Source organism: Chromatiales bacterium (assembly GCA_014323925.1).
Lineage (GTDB): Bacteria > Pseudomonadota > Gammaproteobacteria > Poriferisulfidales > Oxydemutatoraceae > SP5GCR1.
Map to the genome: position 1 here is coordinate 13,015 of JACONC010000018.1, position 15,767 is coordinate 28,781.

Here is a 15,767-nt window from a genome sequence, read left to right on the forward strand (position 1 = left end):
GGCAATTATACAGTTATCTCCGCACTCGGCGTATTCGTTTCTACCCAATGGGTGCTTTGATCAGCCAGTATCTCTTTTTTCCAGAAAGGTGCTTTCGATTTCAGCTGCTCTACTAAATAATGGTTGGCTGCTATCGCATCGCGACGATGCGCAGCCCACACTGCGACGACGACAATCGTATCGCCGGGATATATCGTGCCAATGCGATGTACGATGCGAATGTTGTTGATTGAATAACGGTTATACATTTTAACCATTTGCGCAACTATATATTTTTGCGTCATCTGCGGATAATGCTCAAGTAACATGCTCTGCACTTTTTTATCTTGATTAAAATCGCGCATCGTACCTACAAACAGGGACAAAGCACCGGTTTTTTCTATCGCCAAATCCGCTTGATATGCTCTTATTTTGTCAAAAGCATCAAATGGTTGTTCTAAAATTTCAACTTGCTTATGCAGTTGTTTGTTTATATCATTAGCGGTATCGCAAACCATAATACCTCCGTTTTAGGGATGCGTATAGTATAACACTAGAACTATTGCACAGGCACAGACAAATCATGAGTGAAAAACGCAACTTTATTCCGTTAAATATTACCTTACTGACGATCTCTGACTCGCGTGTGCTTGCCGATGATCGCTCTGGAAACATACTTGAAAAACGCATAAGCGATAAAGGGCATAAAATATACGATCGGCATATTGTTAAAGACGATATCTACGCAATTCGCGCAGTAGTCTCACAATGGATTGCCGATCAACAAGTCGACGCTATTATCAGTAGCGGCGGCACTGGTGTAACCGGGCGAGACGGCACACCAGAAGCAATCTGCGTATTGTTTGACAAAGAAATTGACGGATTCGGCGAGACCTTCAGAGCTATATCGTACGATAAAATCGGAAGTTCTACCTTACAATCACGCGCGGTCGCCGGTGTTGCAAATGCAACCTATATATTCTGTCTACCAGGCTCACCGTCGGCCTGCGCTGAGGCTTGGGATGATATTATCGATCATCAGCTTGATTATAGAACTCGCCCGTGCAACTTGGTTGAACTCATACCGAGACTCAAAGAAAAATAATCAATCAATACCGCACAAGTATGATAGCTGTTGATAAATTATGTTATGCTTGTGCAGAGTTGGTCGGACAGTCGCTGTGCAATCGCATAGAGGAAAGTCCGGGCTCCGCAGGGCAAGGTGCCAGGTAACGCCTGGAGGGTGTGAGCCCATGGCAAGTGCCACAGAAAAAATACCGCCTCACTTAGAGGTAAGGGTGAAAAGGCGTGGTAAGAGCACACCGCATCAATGGTAACATTGGTGGCATGGTAAACCCCACCTGGAGCAAGGTTAAATAGGAGAGCATTGAGCATTGCCCGTGCTAGTCTCTCGGGTAAACCGCAAGAGGTATATGGCAACATATATCCCAGATGGATGACTGTCTAAACAGAACCCGGCTTATAGACCAACTCACCCCTAGTTCTATTCAGCACATTTTGTCAATACCATATGTCAGGATGAGTGGTGCCGAGGAGAGGACTTGAACCCCCAACCTTCGCATTACAAGTGCGCTGCACTACCATTGTGCTACCCCGGCATTGGATAAGCTCTAATCAGGTTGACTATATTCTACTGTAACATTCTCGATGCCTGGGATGCTTTTTATGTTGGTGAATAGTCGTTCACAAGGTTCCACTTTGTACGACTCAGATAGCATCATACGAGTCTCTGCATTGGCATTGCGAAATAATATATATACTTTACAACCGTTGGAGGATTTGATGAACGGCTGTAGTGTGTTAGTTAATTTGTCAATCAAACTATCGCCTTGTTGTGCACCATCCAAACCGCCAACATCCCATACAATATTGAGATTTTTAGCAAAGAATTTTTGCGCTTCCGCAACCGTCATTATCATTGACGCTCGCCAACGATCATTGTTGTTCTGAATATCGTAAACCGTTCGATATGCACTGACGACGACAACGCCTTCATAAGAAAGCTGGCTTTCACACTTTTTATAATCGCTATCAAAAAGGGCTAGATCAAGTTTATCAGTGCCGTCATCCAGGGTGAAAAATGCTGCAGTCTTTCCGCTAGATGTTGGTGCTTCATCAGCCTCCTGTTTCTTCTGTTGTGATGGCTTGCGGTACATAATCCTGCGCCTAATTTTAGTGATGATACCGGCCAGCCAAGCCGACTCCTTCTCTGCAGTTTTCAAGGTTCTAGTAGAACGCATAAACTCACACAGGTTCTTGTAGTCAACGATGCTTTGAAGCGCGTCTCTATATAGGTGCATCGGATGGTCGGTTAAATAAAATCCTAAGCTATTTTTCTCCAGCGTTAAAAGCTCTTCGCGATGTAACGCGTCAGTATGGCTGGGTAGCGGTTGCGCGCTAGCTTGCTCGACAATTTCATCACCGAATAGACTAGTTTGACCGCTTTTGTAATCTCGTGCAGCTTGTTCCGCTAACGCATAAACACTCTCTAACGATTGTAATGCCAAGCCTCTATCTGCTTCTATATTGTCGAAAGCACCGGCGGTTATCAGTGCTTCAATCATATTACTTCTAACCTTCCCTACTAAGCGAGTACAAAAATCAGTCAGCGATTTATAAGGTCCGTTGGTGTCACGCTCCTGAGTAATAATTTCAATTATCTCGTGACCTACTTGGCGTATCGCACCTAAACCATAAATTATCTTGCCACGCTCAATTTCGTTGAACTCGTAGTTGGATTGATTGATATCAGGGGGTATTATTATTAATTTCAAACGGCGACATTCGTCCAACGCACCAATAATTTTATCAGTATCCGAGATTTCCGAAGTCAATACTGCAGCCATAAAAGCACCGCTATGGTTACTCTTAAGCCAAGCAGTCTGGTAAGCGATGAGTGCATAAGCAACCGAATGTGCTTTGTTGAAACCGTAGCCAGCAAAATGCTCTATCAAATCAAAAAGTGTCGTTGCCGTATCATTATCAACACCATTTTTCATCGCACCGGCAATGAAATTTTCCCGCTGGTTAGCCATTTCGCTGGCAATTTTCTTCCCCATTGCGCGACGCAGGATATCGGCTGAACCCAGAGTATAACTGCATAGCACCTGCGCAATCTGCATCACTTGTTCTTGGTACAAGATAATGCCATAGGTCTCATTTAGTATCGGCTTTAATGATGGATGTTGATAGGTAAACTTTTTGCCGTGTTTACGGCTCACATATTCGTCGTCCATGCCTGCTTTTAAGGGACCTGGGCGATATAGTGCAACGAGTGCGACGATATCTTCAAATCTATCGGGTTTCAGTTTTCTGATTAAACGGCGCATACCGTCCGATTCTAGTTGAAATAGCGCAGTTGTATCTGCGTGCTGTAATAAGCGATAGGTTTTAGCATCATCCAGCGGTATTTGTGCAATTTCAGATATCGAATCGTCGTAGCGTTTAATATTCGCCCAGGTCTTATGAATAATAGTCAGAGTCTTAAGCCCAAGAAAATCAAACTTAACCAGACCGACTTTTTCTATATCCTTCATATCAAGATGTGTGGCTGCATTTTGACTCTCAGTATCCTTATACAGCGCGGTATAGTCGGTCAAAGGTTTGGGTGCAATGACTATACCTCCGGCGTGCTGGCTGGCATTGCGCACTAAACCTTCTATATCCAATGCGCTATCAAGTATCCTTTTGACTTTGTCTTCGTTGTTATAACGATCTTTTAACTCGGTAGATTCTGCAAGGGCTTCGCGTAATTTGATATTCAAACGCGACGGTATCAGTTTGACTATCTCGTCGCCTAGTGTATAGGAATAACTCAGTACGCGGGTGACATCACGCACAGCTGCTTTCGCAGCCAAACTACCAAAAGTAATAATCTGGCTTACATTATCGCTACCATAGCGGTCGATAACATACTGTATAACTCGATCTCGCCCTTCGATACAAAAATCAACATCAAAATCAGGCAAGGACATACGCTCTGGATTGAGAAATCGTTCAAAAAATAAACCATATTGCAAAGGATCAATCTCAGTAATGCCTAAGCTATAGGCGACCAAGGACCCCGCACCAGAACCGCGTCCAGGACCGACCGGAATACCTTCATTTTTAGCCCACATAATAAAGTCAGCAACGATTAAAAAGTAACCTTCATAATCCATCTGGCAAATTATCTTTAATTCTTCCTCCAAACGCTCGGTGTAGTCCTGCGCATCCAAATCCGTCCTGGCGCTTAAGTAATTCTTTAATCCAGCCCTAGCATCTAATCTTAGCTTGTCCTCGGCGCTGCTACCTGCGGCAATAGGAAACAACGGCATGTGGGTTTGCTTTAGTTGCAGTTCGACCGTGCACCGTTGCGCTATTTCTACGCTATTGCGGATGGCACTGGGTATATCCTTAAACAACGCTGCCATCTCATCTCCACTCTTAAGATATTGCTCTTGGCTATAGATGCCTTGTCGTCGGCGTTCGTCGTTTAAGGTGCGACCCTGGGCAATACAAACTTTAATTTCATGCGCATCAAAATCCTTCTTTTCTAGAAAGCACACATCATTACTGGCAACTACTGGTAGTGATGTATACTTGGCAAGACAAATCGCTTTTGCTATATAGTGTTGCTCGTTGTCGCGTTGGGTATGCTGAAGTTCTATATAAAAACGTTCCTTAAATACCGAAGCCCAGTATCCAATCAACTTATCAACTTGTGATGTGTCGTTGCATAACAGTGCTTGTCCAAGGCTACCGCGTAATGCTGCGGAAAGTATTAACAACCCTTCGTTATACTGCTCTAAATCGTCTCGCCCAACCAACGGCTGCTCACCGTCGTAGCCTTTCAAATAAGCCAATGAAACCAAGTGAATTAAATTATGATAACCTTTTTCATTAAGGCATAAAACTACGCATTGATCGACAGATGGTGAAAGTGCATCAGGGCGTATCGATAATTCACAACCTATAATTGGCTTGATGCCACAAGCTATCGCTTCGGTGTAGAACTTGACAGTCGCAAAGAGATTATTTACATCACTTATCGCAATAGCTGAAAATCGTAAATCCTTCGCTTTTGCAAAAAGAGCAGGTATACGTAATACGCTATCTTTGATTGAATACTCGCTATGCAGATGCAAATGTACGAACGGGTTCATTGGCTTCTCTAAGGCAACTGTGAGTGATGATGCTCGTTTATTTGCTCTGCAGATGGCCGCTGTGCAACCACCTCGCGCACTTTGCGCCAACTCACTCTGTGTAGTGGACAGCTTCCGTAATTTGCCAATGCTGCAATATGTTTACGGGTCGCATAGCCTTTATGCTCAGCTAGGTGATATAGCGGATACTTATCAGACCATAAACGCATTTGTGCATCTCGCGTTGTCTTAGCCAAAATAGAAGCTGCAGCAATAGACATCACCCTATTATCACCATTGATCACCGCATGACATCGTATGGTGCTTGATGGACAACGATTACCGTCAATCAATAGTCGTTGCGGTTTAATTTTGAGACTCTCAATAGCTCTCTGCATCGCTAGTAATGTTGCATTCAGTATATTCAATCTGTCGATCTCTTCATTTTCAGCACTGCCAATAGACCAAGCTAAAGCGGTCTTTTTTATCTGGGCAGCCAGATAATCTCGCCGACTTTCCGATAGTTTCTTCGAGTCGACACAGCCTTTAACAGGAGACTGTGCATCTAAAATAACCACCGCAGCAACGACCGGCCCTGCTAAAGCACCGCGCCCTGCCTCGTCAACACCACCGATATATCTTTCGCTGAAATCAGGTAGTGCTTGATTTCTTAAAATAACTGATGCGCAACTCATATTTTATTTCTTATCTATAATTTATCGAAAAGCGTAGGACATTCTAAAATAGAATCGATCAATAGCTTATTATATAACTATGCAAATAATACAAACACCGCTGTTCTATTTACGGTATAGGCGGACAATCTCAGATTAACGACTCAATAAATAATTTATGCCTAAACAAGACCTTATGAAAACTGATGCTCGAAAAAAAATTATGTTCGTCTCTGGTGAAGCGTCAGGAGATAAACACGCGGCAAAATTAATTGAACGGTTGCAAAAGGATGAGCATATAGAATGTTATGGCATGGGTATGCAAAAGATGAAGCAAGCCGGGATGCACTTATTGGTCAACGCAGAACCGCTGGCGGTCATCGGTATCGTCGAGATTTTAACGCATTATCCGGCGTTGCGCAGCGCTTTCCGAACCCTCAAACAAGCACTGATTGACAACCCACCCGATTTATTGGTGCTAGTAGATTATCCTGAATTCAATCTGAAGCTGGCGCGCATCGCATCTAAACACAATATTAAAATACTCTACTACATCAGCCCTCAACTATGGGCATGGCGCCAATACCGAATTAAAAAAATAAAGCGATATATCAATCATATGGCAGTAATATTTCCTTTTGAAAAGAGATTTTATCAACAGCACAAAGTGCCGGTAAGTTATGTCGGTCACCCGCTGATTGAAGACCTAAAAGAATGGGAAGCGCACAACCCTGAACCTATAAACAATCAAGGAAAAAACAAAACTGTGCTGTTGCTACCCGGTAGCAGAAAGGGAGAAATCAAACGCTTATTACCTCTGTTGATAAAAACAGCAATGATTATGCAACAACGACTCAATGATGATATTCATTTTCGCTTGCTGGTCGCACCCGATATAGATATCAATCTCTACCGTAGATATCTAAACAACCATAGATTAGATTGTGACTTAAGTAATCAGCATACTTATAGTGAAATGAAAAATGCAGACCTGGCAATTAGCGCAACCGGCACCGCAACCTTGCAACTTGCACTATGCGGAACCCCGCATATCGCAACACATAAACTTGCACCGCTCAGTTACTGGCTGCTGAGATGGTTTATCAAAATACGCTATGCGAGTATGCCGAATATTATTGCTGACCGCCCCCTAGTAGCCGAATATTTACAAAACGATGCGACACCTGAGAATTTATCCAATCACGCTTGTAAACTACTCAACGATTCCGAAATGCGCAGAACTATGGCGAGAGAATTGCTCGCACTACGCAATAGCTTCGGCAATGCATCGGCAGCTAAAACTACTTGCGAGCTGATATACAAGCTGATAGATTAGGACACCCTACTGGCATCTATACCAGGCAGATTATCGATACGGTTATGGCCGGCGGTGTGAACTTGTTGGAAATCTCTGCAGTGTACTAGATGCGTGATACGAAAGGCAAAAAGTAGTCTCCATTATTCGGTCGGGGTGATATGTAAAGTGCGCGTCGGGAAAGCTATCTCTGCACCCTGCGCTTCTATAATTTTGCTTATCTTAAGTAGTATATCTTGTTTGGTCGCTTGATAAGGAGCCAGATCTTTATTTTTGGTAAATCCATAAATTTTGATATTGACCGATGAATCGCTGAATTCATTGAGACTGACGACTAAACCTTCTTGTTCGTCTATCTCACTGTGCTCAATCATCATCTGTTCAATCTGCTGCGCTATAACCGGGACTTTGGCGATATCATCGTAGCGCACTCCGATGGTTTCATTGAAGCGGCGATGAGACATGCGCGAGGGATTCTCGAGGATAATACTGGTAAACATTGAGTTCGGTACATAAAGAGGACATCTGTCAAAAGTGCGGATTTGTGTTAGCCGCCAACCTATACTCACTACGGTGCCTTCTATATCGCGATCCGACGAGCGTATCCAGTCGCCTTCTTGAAAAGGACGATCCAGATAAATCATCAAACCACCGAAGAAATTGGCAAGCATATCTTTAGCAGCCAGACCGACGATCAACCCACCGACACCACCGAACGCTAAAACGCCTGAGATGTTATAACCTAGGGTCTGCATCGTTAGCAATATCGCAGTGATAATTGTCGCAATACGCAATAATTTATTGACCGCCCGCATACTCGTAGCATCTAAGAGTTTTCCTTGGTATCCTTGAGTGGCGATATGGCGATCAATGCTGTTGAGTAATCTGACAGCAAACCAAGCCAAAGCGTAAATAATAGATAGTGTGCTGACTTTGGAGACCAAATGTAATTCGTGTAGAGTATCCCAAATAAACTCGGCTATGTAGCTAAGGCCAACAACCCAGATCAATAATCTTAACGGTGGCTTGATACTGTTGAGTATGATTTCATCCCATACTGTTTTTGTAGTATCAGCCTTTTTGATAAGCATGATCACTAACAAATTAACCAACCAGTTAAATAAAAGCAGAATAAAAACAGAGCTAAATATAATGACTACTGTCCATATTTCCGAACCGGTGTCGGGGAACATGGCTTGTAGTTGTTTTAAGTAAGTTTTTATATCCATTATTTAGTGCTTATTGACCGATTGGCTATTAAATTTTTCAACTGCAGAGACTGCGGTCAAGTAATGTTTAGTTGCCAGTGGGACTCTATTATGTATGTGGGTATCTATTATAGCTAAGTGTTGCGAACTTAGGCGATTGTAATGTTCTATCTCGGCATCGCTAAAATCAGCTAATAATTGCTCTAGCGACGACACGCTGGGGTGGCAAAACATGAGTAAATCACACCCTGCATCAAGCGCTTGCTTGAGTAGGGTTGGATGAACATCGCCGCAACCGACCATTTCCAACGCATCCGTGCAGACCAGTCCGTTAAAATCTAGCTGCTCTCGTAATATACTCTTTATCCAATACTCGGATAGACTTGCCGGTTGATCGGAGACCGCGCTATAAATGACATGCGACAACATAACAACATCTAAAAATGCATTTTTAATCAGCCTAGTATAAGGATATAAGTCGTGTGCTTCTATTTCGGACATAGTCCGGTTATCAAAAACTTTATCAGTATGCGTGTCGCCAGCAACCGAACCGTGCCCAGGAAAGTGTTTGCCGCAAGCAGGCAAACCGCTGTTGTGTAAACCAGTAATCATATTGCTGGCAAGTGCAATGACTACCTCAGGGTTGCTATGAAAGGCTCGGCCACCTATGACACCACCAAAGTGTGCCATATCCAGCACCGGTGTATAACTCAAATCTATATTTATGTCACGCATCTCAGCACCTATCACTACACCGTAAGCATAAGCTAGTTTTGTTGACGCTTCTATATCTTTATCGTAATAGTTGCCGATTTCAATCGGCATCGGTAGTTGAGTAAAATCCTTCTTAAGTACTTGCACCTCGCGACATTCTTGATCAACTGTCACGATCAATCCGCGTTTGATATCGTGTAGCGCGTCTATCAATTCCTTTAATTGCAGTTTATTGACATAGTTATGCTTAAATAAAATTACTCCAGCAATAGCCGGATGTTTTAACAAATCACGCTCAGCTGGCGAGATTTCTAAGCCTTTGATGCCGACGATTAAAAAGCCTGCTCTATCTACCATGTGCGTCTATGTTCTCCTCTATCATTATCATCATCCCTTCAAAGTTTAGCGTGGGGATAACCGACAGTTGATTGATTGCGCAAAAATCGCCATCATTTTTAAGCACATCAGCATTGCCGCCGGTTGCTAGCACCGAAATATCGTGCTTGAATTGATGACGCATTCTCTGCACGATAGCAATGACTGCTGCAGCCAGTGCCGATCGGCATCCAAAGGCAATCGCATCTTCGGTGTTTGTTGCCCAAAGGCGCGCTGGCTTATTGGTATCGCTAAAATAATTCAATCGTGCCGTACCTTTAGATAGAGCAAAGCGCATTAGCGCATCGCTGGGTATAATCATTCCACCTTTATGCACTCCTGCATCATTTACTAGATCTATCGTCACTGCTGTTCCACAGTCTATTACGATGCTCGCACGCTTTAGGCGATGCCAGGCAGCAATTATCACAGCTATTCTATCAATCCCTAGCTGTGTAGCATTATACTCGCTACTCAGTCCGCATAGCGGCATTTTTTTATCCAGTAAAATCGGCTTATATCCGAGATGTTGTAGAACCGCATCGGCAACTGAAGTATTAACATCCTGACTTGCAACGCTCATTATGTAACACTGGCTGGGTATTGCCGACTCACATCGCTCGACAATATTAGATACCTGATTAAGCTGATCAACAGCAAAACAACCGTGCATTTTAATGCGTCGTCCGTCAACACACGCATATTTGCACAAGCTATTGCCTATATCTATCAATAATTTGGTCATTATAAACTTTGGTCTCGGCGTAACTGTATGCTTTTATCTGCCCGTTATACTCGACGAGTAGGCGCGCTTTATGGTCGATACCTTTGGCAATAACCGATACCTTTTTCCCTTTATGCTCTATCTCGATGCTTTGGTTATACAACACATCAAATTTTGAGAACAACTCCTTGTTTTCCTTGACAATAATTGGTTTGCAAACTTTAAGCACTGCAGTTACCACTAGAGTCAGTAGCTGGGTATAAGTCGGCATCGCTATAGTAGTTTTATCCAACCCTACCCAATGTATTTTAGAGTCGTTCACCGCTTGGTTAGGCGTTGTGATATTCAAACCAATGCCCATTATCGCTATATCACCGTGTAACTCAATGAGCATACCGGCGAGCTTTGCATTTTTATAATATAAATCATTCGGCCACTTAATCCCTAAATCGCGGATACCCAGTGCTTGTAAGCTCTCGGCAAGACGCATAGCAGTTGTCAAAAGTAACCAGCCATCGTTGGTAATTTGATCGGTCACTTGCCATGAAACCGACAAATAAATGCCTGGGTGGTCGGAATGCCAAGTTTTACCATGGCGACCGCGACCGGCACTTTGAGTATAGGCAACACACAAATTAAACTTGTCTTGTGGTGGTGGTGGGCGGTATAATAGGTAGTCGTTGGTTGATGAGCATCTATCCAATAGGTAGACACCTGCCAGCAACGATGGTACGGACGATACCAAGGATTTGATTATATCGCTCGGACACCCATGTTGATTCGTGATATACATCTGAAAACTACATTATCGAACAATATGCTGGCAAGAAAATTTAACGGATATACTAACAAACTCTGGAAAAACTATGGAGAGTCATACACCATCTAATTTCATCGAACAAATTATAGAGCAAGACATCAAAATCGGCAAAAATAAAGGGCGCGTGCATACGCGCTTTCCACCTGAACCGAATGGGCATTTGCATATAGGTCATGCAAAATCGATCTGCTTGAACTTCGGCATCGCCCAAAAGTATAACGGTTATTGCAACTTGCGTTTTGACGACACCAATCCTGAAAAAGAAAGTGCGGAATATGTAGAAGCCATTAAAGACTATGTGCGCTGGCTAGGTTTTGAAAGACATATGTGCTGTTATGCGTCGGATTATTTTGGACAGTTTTATTACTATGCGATACAACTTATTGAAAAGAAACTCGCTTATGTCTGTAGCCTCAGTGCTGAAGAAATACGCCACTATAGAGGAACTTTAACCGAAGCCGGCACCGACAGTCCGTATCGTGAGCGTAGCATAAGTGAAAACTTGACTCTATTTGAAAAAATGAGAAAGGGTGTCTATGAAAAGGGTACACATGTGCTACGTGCCAAAATAGATATGAAATCGCCGAATCTCAATATGCGCGATCCAATTATTTATAGAATACAAAACGCTGAGCATAGCAGATTTAAGAAAAGATGGCATATTTATCCGACTTACGATTTTTCGCATTGCATATCCGATGCTATAGAACGCATTACCCATTCATTATGCACACTTGAGTTTGAAGACCATCGCCCACTATACGATTGGTTTTTGGATAAATTAGGAACTGCACATCCTCAACAGATTGAATTTGCACGCTTGCAGCTAAACTATACGATTAGCAGCAAACGAAAGATCAAGCTATTAATAGATAAAGGTTTAGTCGACGACTGGGACGATCCTCGCTTGATGACTCTGTCTGGTATGCGAAGACGCGGGGTTCCGCCTAAAGCGATACGTGATTTTTGTAGCTGTATCGGCTTGACTAAAAAAGATAGCTGGATCGATTTTGCACTATTTGAAAATTGTGTGCGCGACACGCTAAATAAAGTCGCACTGCGAAGAATGGCGGTGGTAAAGCCACTCAAAGTAATAATCCTTAACTATCCGGAAGGCAAAGTAGAATACCTGGATGCCGCCAATAACCCTAACGATGAGAAAGCCGGTACTCGTCCTTTAGCTTTCTCACGGGAACTCTATATAGATTATGATGATTTTAGCGAAGATCCTCCTAAGAAATTCTTTCGTCTTGCTCGCGGACGAGAAGTGCGCCTTAAATATGCCTACTACATCACTTGCGTAGATCTGGTCAAAGATAAAAATGGGAAAATTAGCGAGCTCCACTGCCGCTATGACCCACAAACTCGCGGTGGGGGTAGTGCCGATCAACGCAAAGTCAAAGGCACCATACACTGGCTAAGCGCAGCACACGCAAAAAGTGCCGAAATACGCCTCTACGATAGATTATTCAATACTGAAAACCCACTCGCTCACCAAAATATAGAAGATGCTATCAATCTAAATTCGTTAATAACAATAAAAGACGGTCTGGTCGAAGCCGATGCTTTGCAAACACCGCACGATAGTTACATACAATTTGAAAGACTAGGTTATTTTTGTGCGGATAACAAAGACTATTCAACTGAGCGACCAGTATTTAATCGCACTATCACTTTGCGTGACACTTGGGCAAAAATTAGTAGTAAATAGATCAATAGAATAAACTCAGTATCCAACTAGCAAGACATAGGCTAATCAAACTCAGTGTCTTTCCAATTACGCAATACTCCAAATACTTCAGCCTCATTGGCTAAAGCATGTCCGACATGACGCTCTGCCGCCGCTTTGACATTGGGTTGGTCAAAGCGTAAGAATGGATTGCTCTTGCACTCGTATGCTAGCTGCGAAGGTACCGTATATTTACCTGCTGTGCGCAATGCTTTGGCTTCTTTTTCGCGTGCCAACAAATCAACATTATCGGGCTCCACCCACTTTGCAAATTGGATATTATCGAGCGTATATTCGTGTGCACAGTAGATTTCGGTGTCTGGCGGCAAGGCCTTTATTTTACTTAGAGAACTGTGCATCTGACTAGCACTCCCTTCAAATAAACGACCGCAGCCACAAGCAAAGACGGTGTCGCCGCAGAATAGCCGCGGCGCTACGGAACCGACAGCTTCGCTGTAGAAAGCAATATGCGTAGCAGTATGGCCAGGAACCTCGATAACCTCAAAAGAAGCAGGCAAAAAGCTAAGCGTAAAGCTAAATCCTTCATCGACAACATAATCAACCATAGGAATGCGAGAGTCTTTGGGCGCATAAACTCGGGCTTCGGGATAATGCTTAATTAGTTCGGCTATACCGCCAATATGATCGGCATGGTGGTGGGTAATCAATATTGCCGATAGTTCAAGCGCATTCTTCTGCAGCGTTGCAATAACTGGTGTAGCATCACCAGGATCTACGATAGCCGCATTATGACCGTAGTCATTTTTTAGCAACCATAGATAATTATCAGTAAATGCTGGAATCGCTTGCACTTGCCACATAGCTTTATGCAGTGTAAGGATTGCTATTTTCTTTCTATTTGAACCGTCTTTTCGGCAACAATAGTTGATATAGCATGCTTATATATTATTTGTGAGTTACCGTTTTTCAGCAAAATAATAAACTGATCGTAAGATTCTATATGACCTTGTAATTTAATGCCGTTTACCAAATAGATTGAAACAGAAACTTTTTCTTTTCTAAGGGCATTCAAAAACGGTTCCTGTACAGTTTCTGCCTTAGCCATTATTCTCTCCTCTAATTATAATTTTTGCTTTATCTCAATTATAAGATGTGCATAATTTTTTATTTTAACACAGATTGGCTTATATCCAATTGAAAGGGAAGTATCGGCACTAGAAAGTTTTAGTCACACAATTAAAGAGCTAATGAGTAAAGGTCATCTCTTACTTAAAGTGGACACTATTGTGTATGTAGGCAGGTAGTCCAATAATACAAGGAGGGCAAACAATCAGGAGATCTAAATCTCCCTTTTTATATAATGCCCCATGAGCATCATCAAAAGATAAACACATATCCATAGTAGCCTGTTTCCATTTAATCGCTGCCGAAAGCGTTAGTATATAACCCATGCCAGACGTTGGGGTAGCTGGTTTCGGGCAAGGCTCCACAAGACGATGGTTAGAGCTAAACCTATGCCGAGGAGATTTATCCAAAGAAGGTATACCACCTATTTTAACCATGCTTATTGTTGAATCTGTCCGCGCGTATTCTGATTTCAAAGCAAGCATAAAAGCACCTCTGGCGGTAGCTAAAAAAATGGAATATACCATATATAAAGGTAGTTGTGGGTAATACTTTTTATACCTTATCAGCTTATATATACTGCTTGCATAAATGCTAAAAATATCGCTTATTGATCTTCCTCTCTTACTTATAAGATCCTTCTTAGGTTTGTGTAATATAGTATAAATAAAACCTGATACATGGCCAAACATTATGATATCGCGCAGAAATACTTGGGACTCAGCCAATATTTGTGGAAAAGTGGGTAATAGCTGGCAATCATCTTCTAATACGCAAGCTCGGGAAATGTTGTTTTTTATCATTAAATCATAGACCTTAATGTGACTCAGACTACAAGCAATAGAACCTATATCATATTTATGATGCGTTTTGAAAAAATATTCTAGCTGCTGCGCGTCTATGTCTAGCTGGTCTGCTATCGCCTCACGGTATGCTTGAGAGTGCAAATCATATTTATCTATTCCATCTATGAATTGATACTGTAAGTTAAAAGCATCAAGTTGTCTTTTCATGGAAAGCCGTCTCTCTGGTGTCCGTTTTAAGCTAATAATATAGATAGGTGGATAAGGCATTTATAGGCATTCGCAAGTCTTGCTGATAAAATCTAAATTAAATGAGGAAAGGTCATCTCTTACTTAGAGTGGACACTATAGTGTGTGTAGGTGGGTAGTGCGATAATACAAGGAGGACAAACAATAAGGAGGTCTAAATCTTCCCGGCAATATAATGCCCCATGAACTATATCAAAAGCTGCACACATATCCATAGTAGCCTGTTTCCATTTAATCGCTGCCGAACGCGTTAGCATATAACCCATGCCAGATGTTGCAGCAAATTTGTTAAGCCAAGGCTCCGTTAGACGGTGGTTAGAGCTAAACCTATGCCGAGGAGGTTTATCCAAAGAAGGTATACCACCTATTTTAACCATGCTCATTTTTGAATAGACATGGGCTCCTTTTAATTTCAAAGCAAGCATAAAAGCCTCTCTGACGATAGCAAAAAAAATGGAATATACCATATATAAAGGTAGTTGTGGGTAATACTTTTTATACCTTATCAGCTTATATATACTGCTTGCATAAATGCTGAAAATATCTCTTATTGATTTCTTTCCTCTCTTAATTATAAGATCCTTCTTGGGTTTGTGTAATATAGCATGAATAAAACCTGATACATGACCAAACATTATGATGTCGTGCAGAAATACTTGGGACTCAGCGAATATTTTTGGGAAAGTAGGTAATAGCCGACCATCATCTTCTAATACGCAAGCTCGGGAAATATTGTTTTTTATCATTAAATCATAGACCTTAATGTGACTCAGACTACAAGCAACAGCACCTAAATCAGATTTATGATGCGTTTTGAAAAAATAATCTAGCTGCTGCGCATCTATGCCTAGCTGGTCTGCTATCGCCTCACGGTATGCTTGAGAGTGCAAATCATATTTATCTATTCCATCTATGAATTGATACTGCAAGTTAAAAGCATCAAGTTG

General features: G+C 42.2%; 14 protein-coding genes, 1 tRNA gene and 1 other RNA gene. 4 read left to right on the forward strand and 12 right to left on the reverse strand.

The features are described from left to right. Window positions 1-5: 5 nt before the first annotated feature. Window positions 6-497, reverse strand: coding sequence for a molybdenum cofactor biosynthesis protein MoaE (locus GDA45_07045; protein MBC6414619.1), 492 nt, complete (start codon window positions 495-497; stop codon window positions 6-8). A gap of 65 nt (window positions 498-562) precedes the next feature. Between GDA45_07045 and moaB the strand changes: the two genes are divergently transcribed. Both moaB and rnpB read left to right on the forward strand, forming a co-directional pair. Further along, a complete protein-coding gene (moaB, locus tag GDA45_07050) occupies window positions 563-1,084 on the forward strand; it encodes a molybdenum cofactor biosynthesis protein B (protein ID MBC6414620.1) in 522 nt (173 codons plus the stop codon). Window positions 1,085-1,139: 55 nt separating this feature from the next. After that, window positions 1,140-1,478, forward strand: an RNA gene (rnpB, locus tag GDA45_07055) — RNase P RNA component class A. Between the two features lie 45 nt (window positions 1,479-1,523). On the opposite strand, the gene GDA45_07060 is transcribed toward rnpB, so the two are convergent. The 3 genes from GDA45_07060 to rnhB form a co-directional block, all read right to left on the reverse strand. Beyond that, window positions 1,524-1,598 (reverse strand) — tRNA-Thr (locus tag GDA45_07060). Window positions 1,599-1,610: 12 nt separating this feature from the next. Further along, on the reverse strand, window positions 1,611-5,144 hold the full coding sequence (gene dnaE, locus GDA45_07065; GenBank protein MBC6414621.1) for a DNA polymerase III subunit alpha: 3,534 nt from the start codon (window positions 5,142-5,144) through the stop codon (window positions 1,611-1,613). Window positions 5,145-5,152: 8 nt separating this feature from the next. Further along, window positions 5,153-5,818, reverse strand: a complete 666-nt coding sequence (rnhB, locus tag GDA45_07070) for a ribonuclease HII (GenBank protein MBC6414622.1) — start codon at window positions 5,816-5,818, stop codon at window positions 5,153-5,155. Window positions 5,819-5,975: 157 nt separating this feature from the next. Between rnhB and lpxB the strand changes: the two genes are divergently transcribed. Next, window positions 5,976-7,133: a lipid-A-disaccharide synthase gene (gene lpxB, locus GDA45_07075; GenBank protein MBC6414623.1), complete on the forward strand. Its 1,158-nt coding sequence runs from the start codon at window positions 5,976-5,978 to the stop codon at window positions 7,131-7,133. A gap of 122 nt (window positions 7,134-7,255) precedes the next feature. On the opposite strand, the gene GDA45_07080 is transcribed toward lpxB, so the two are convergent. The 4 genes from GDA45_07080 to GDA45_07095 are packed head-to-tail and all read right to left on the reverse strand — an operon-like array spanning window position 7,256 to window position 10,836. Continuing rightward, on the reverse strand, window positions 7,256-8,341 hold the full coding sequence (locus tag GDA45_07080) for a mechanosensitive ion channel family protein (GenBank protein ID MBC6414624.1): 1,086 nt from the start codon (window positions 8,339-8,341) through the stop codon (window positions 7,256-7,258). A 3-nt stretch (window positions 8,342-8,344) separates the two neighbouring features. Further along, window positions 8,345-9,391 carry a beta-N-acetylhexosaminidase gene (gene nagZ / locus GDA45_07085; GenBank protein ID MBC6414625.1) on the reverse strand — a complete coding sequence of 349 codons (1,047 nt, stop codon included), beginning with the start codon at window positions 9,389-9,391 and terminating at the stop codon, window positions 8,345-8,347. Next, window positions 9,381-10,154 (reverse strand): type III pantothenate kinase, encoded by a 774-nt coding sequence (locus tag GDA45_07090; GenBank protein MBC6414626.1) that lies wholly within the window; start codon window positions 10,152-10,154, stop codon window positions 9,381-9,383. The genes nagZ and GDA45_07090 overlap by 11 nt, the downstream gene beginning before the upstream one ends. After that, window positions 10,123-10,836 (reverse strand): biotin--[acetyl-CoA-carboxylase] ligase, encoded by a 714-nt coding sequence (locus GDA45_07095; protein ID MBC6414627.1) that lies wholly within the window; start codon window positions 10,834-10,836, stop codon window positions 10,123-10,125. The genes GDA45_07090 and GDA45_07095 overlap by 32 nt, the downstream gene beginning before the upstream one ends. Window positions 10,837-10,999: 163 nt before the next feature. Between GDA45_07095 and GDA45_07100 the strand changes: the two genes are divergently transcribed. Beyond that, window positions 11,000-12,664, forward strand: coding sequence for a glutamine--tRNA ligase/YqeY domain fusion protein (locus tag GDA45_07100; protein MBC6414628.1), 1,665 nt, complete (start codon window positions 11,000-11,002; stop codon window positions 12,662-12,664). A gap of 41 nt (window positions 12,665-12,705) precedes the next feature. On the opposite strand, the gene gloB is transcribed toward GDA45_07100, so the two are convergent. From gloB to GDA45_07120, 4 genes are all read right to left on the reverse strand, one after another. Continuing rightward, complete coding sequence (gene gloB / locus GDA45_07105) at window positions 12,706-13,503, reverse strand: hydroxyacylglutathione hydrolase (protein MBC6414629.1); 798 nt, start codon at window positions 13,501-13,503, stop codon at window positions 12,706-12,708. 23 nt (window positions 13,504-13,526) lie between these two features. Then, on the reverse strand, window positions 13,527-13,748 hold the full coding sequence (gene hfq / locus GDA45_07110; protein MBC6414630.1) for an RNA chaperone Hfq: 222 nt from the start codon (window positions 13,746-13,748) through the stop codon (window positions 13,527-13,529). A gap of 160 nt (window positions 13,749-13,908) precedes the next feature. After that, window positions 13,909-14,841 carry a glycosyltransferase family 25 protein gene (locus GDA45_07115; GenBank protein MBC6414631.1) on the reverse strand — a complete coding sequence of 311 codons (933 nt, stop codon included), beginning with the start codon at window positions 14,839-14,841 and terminating at the stop codon, window positions 13,909-13,911. Between the two features lie 59 nt (window positions 14,842-14,900). Next, window positions 14,901-15,767, reverse strand: an 867-nt coding sequence (locus GDA45_07120) for a glycosyltransferase family 25 protein (protein ID MBC6414632.1), incomplete at its 5' end; no start/stop codon positions are given.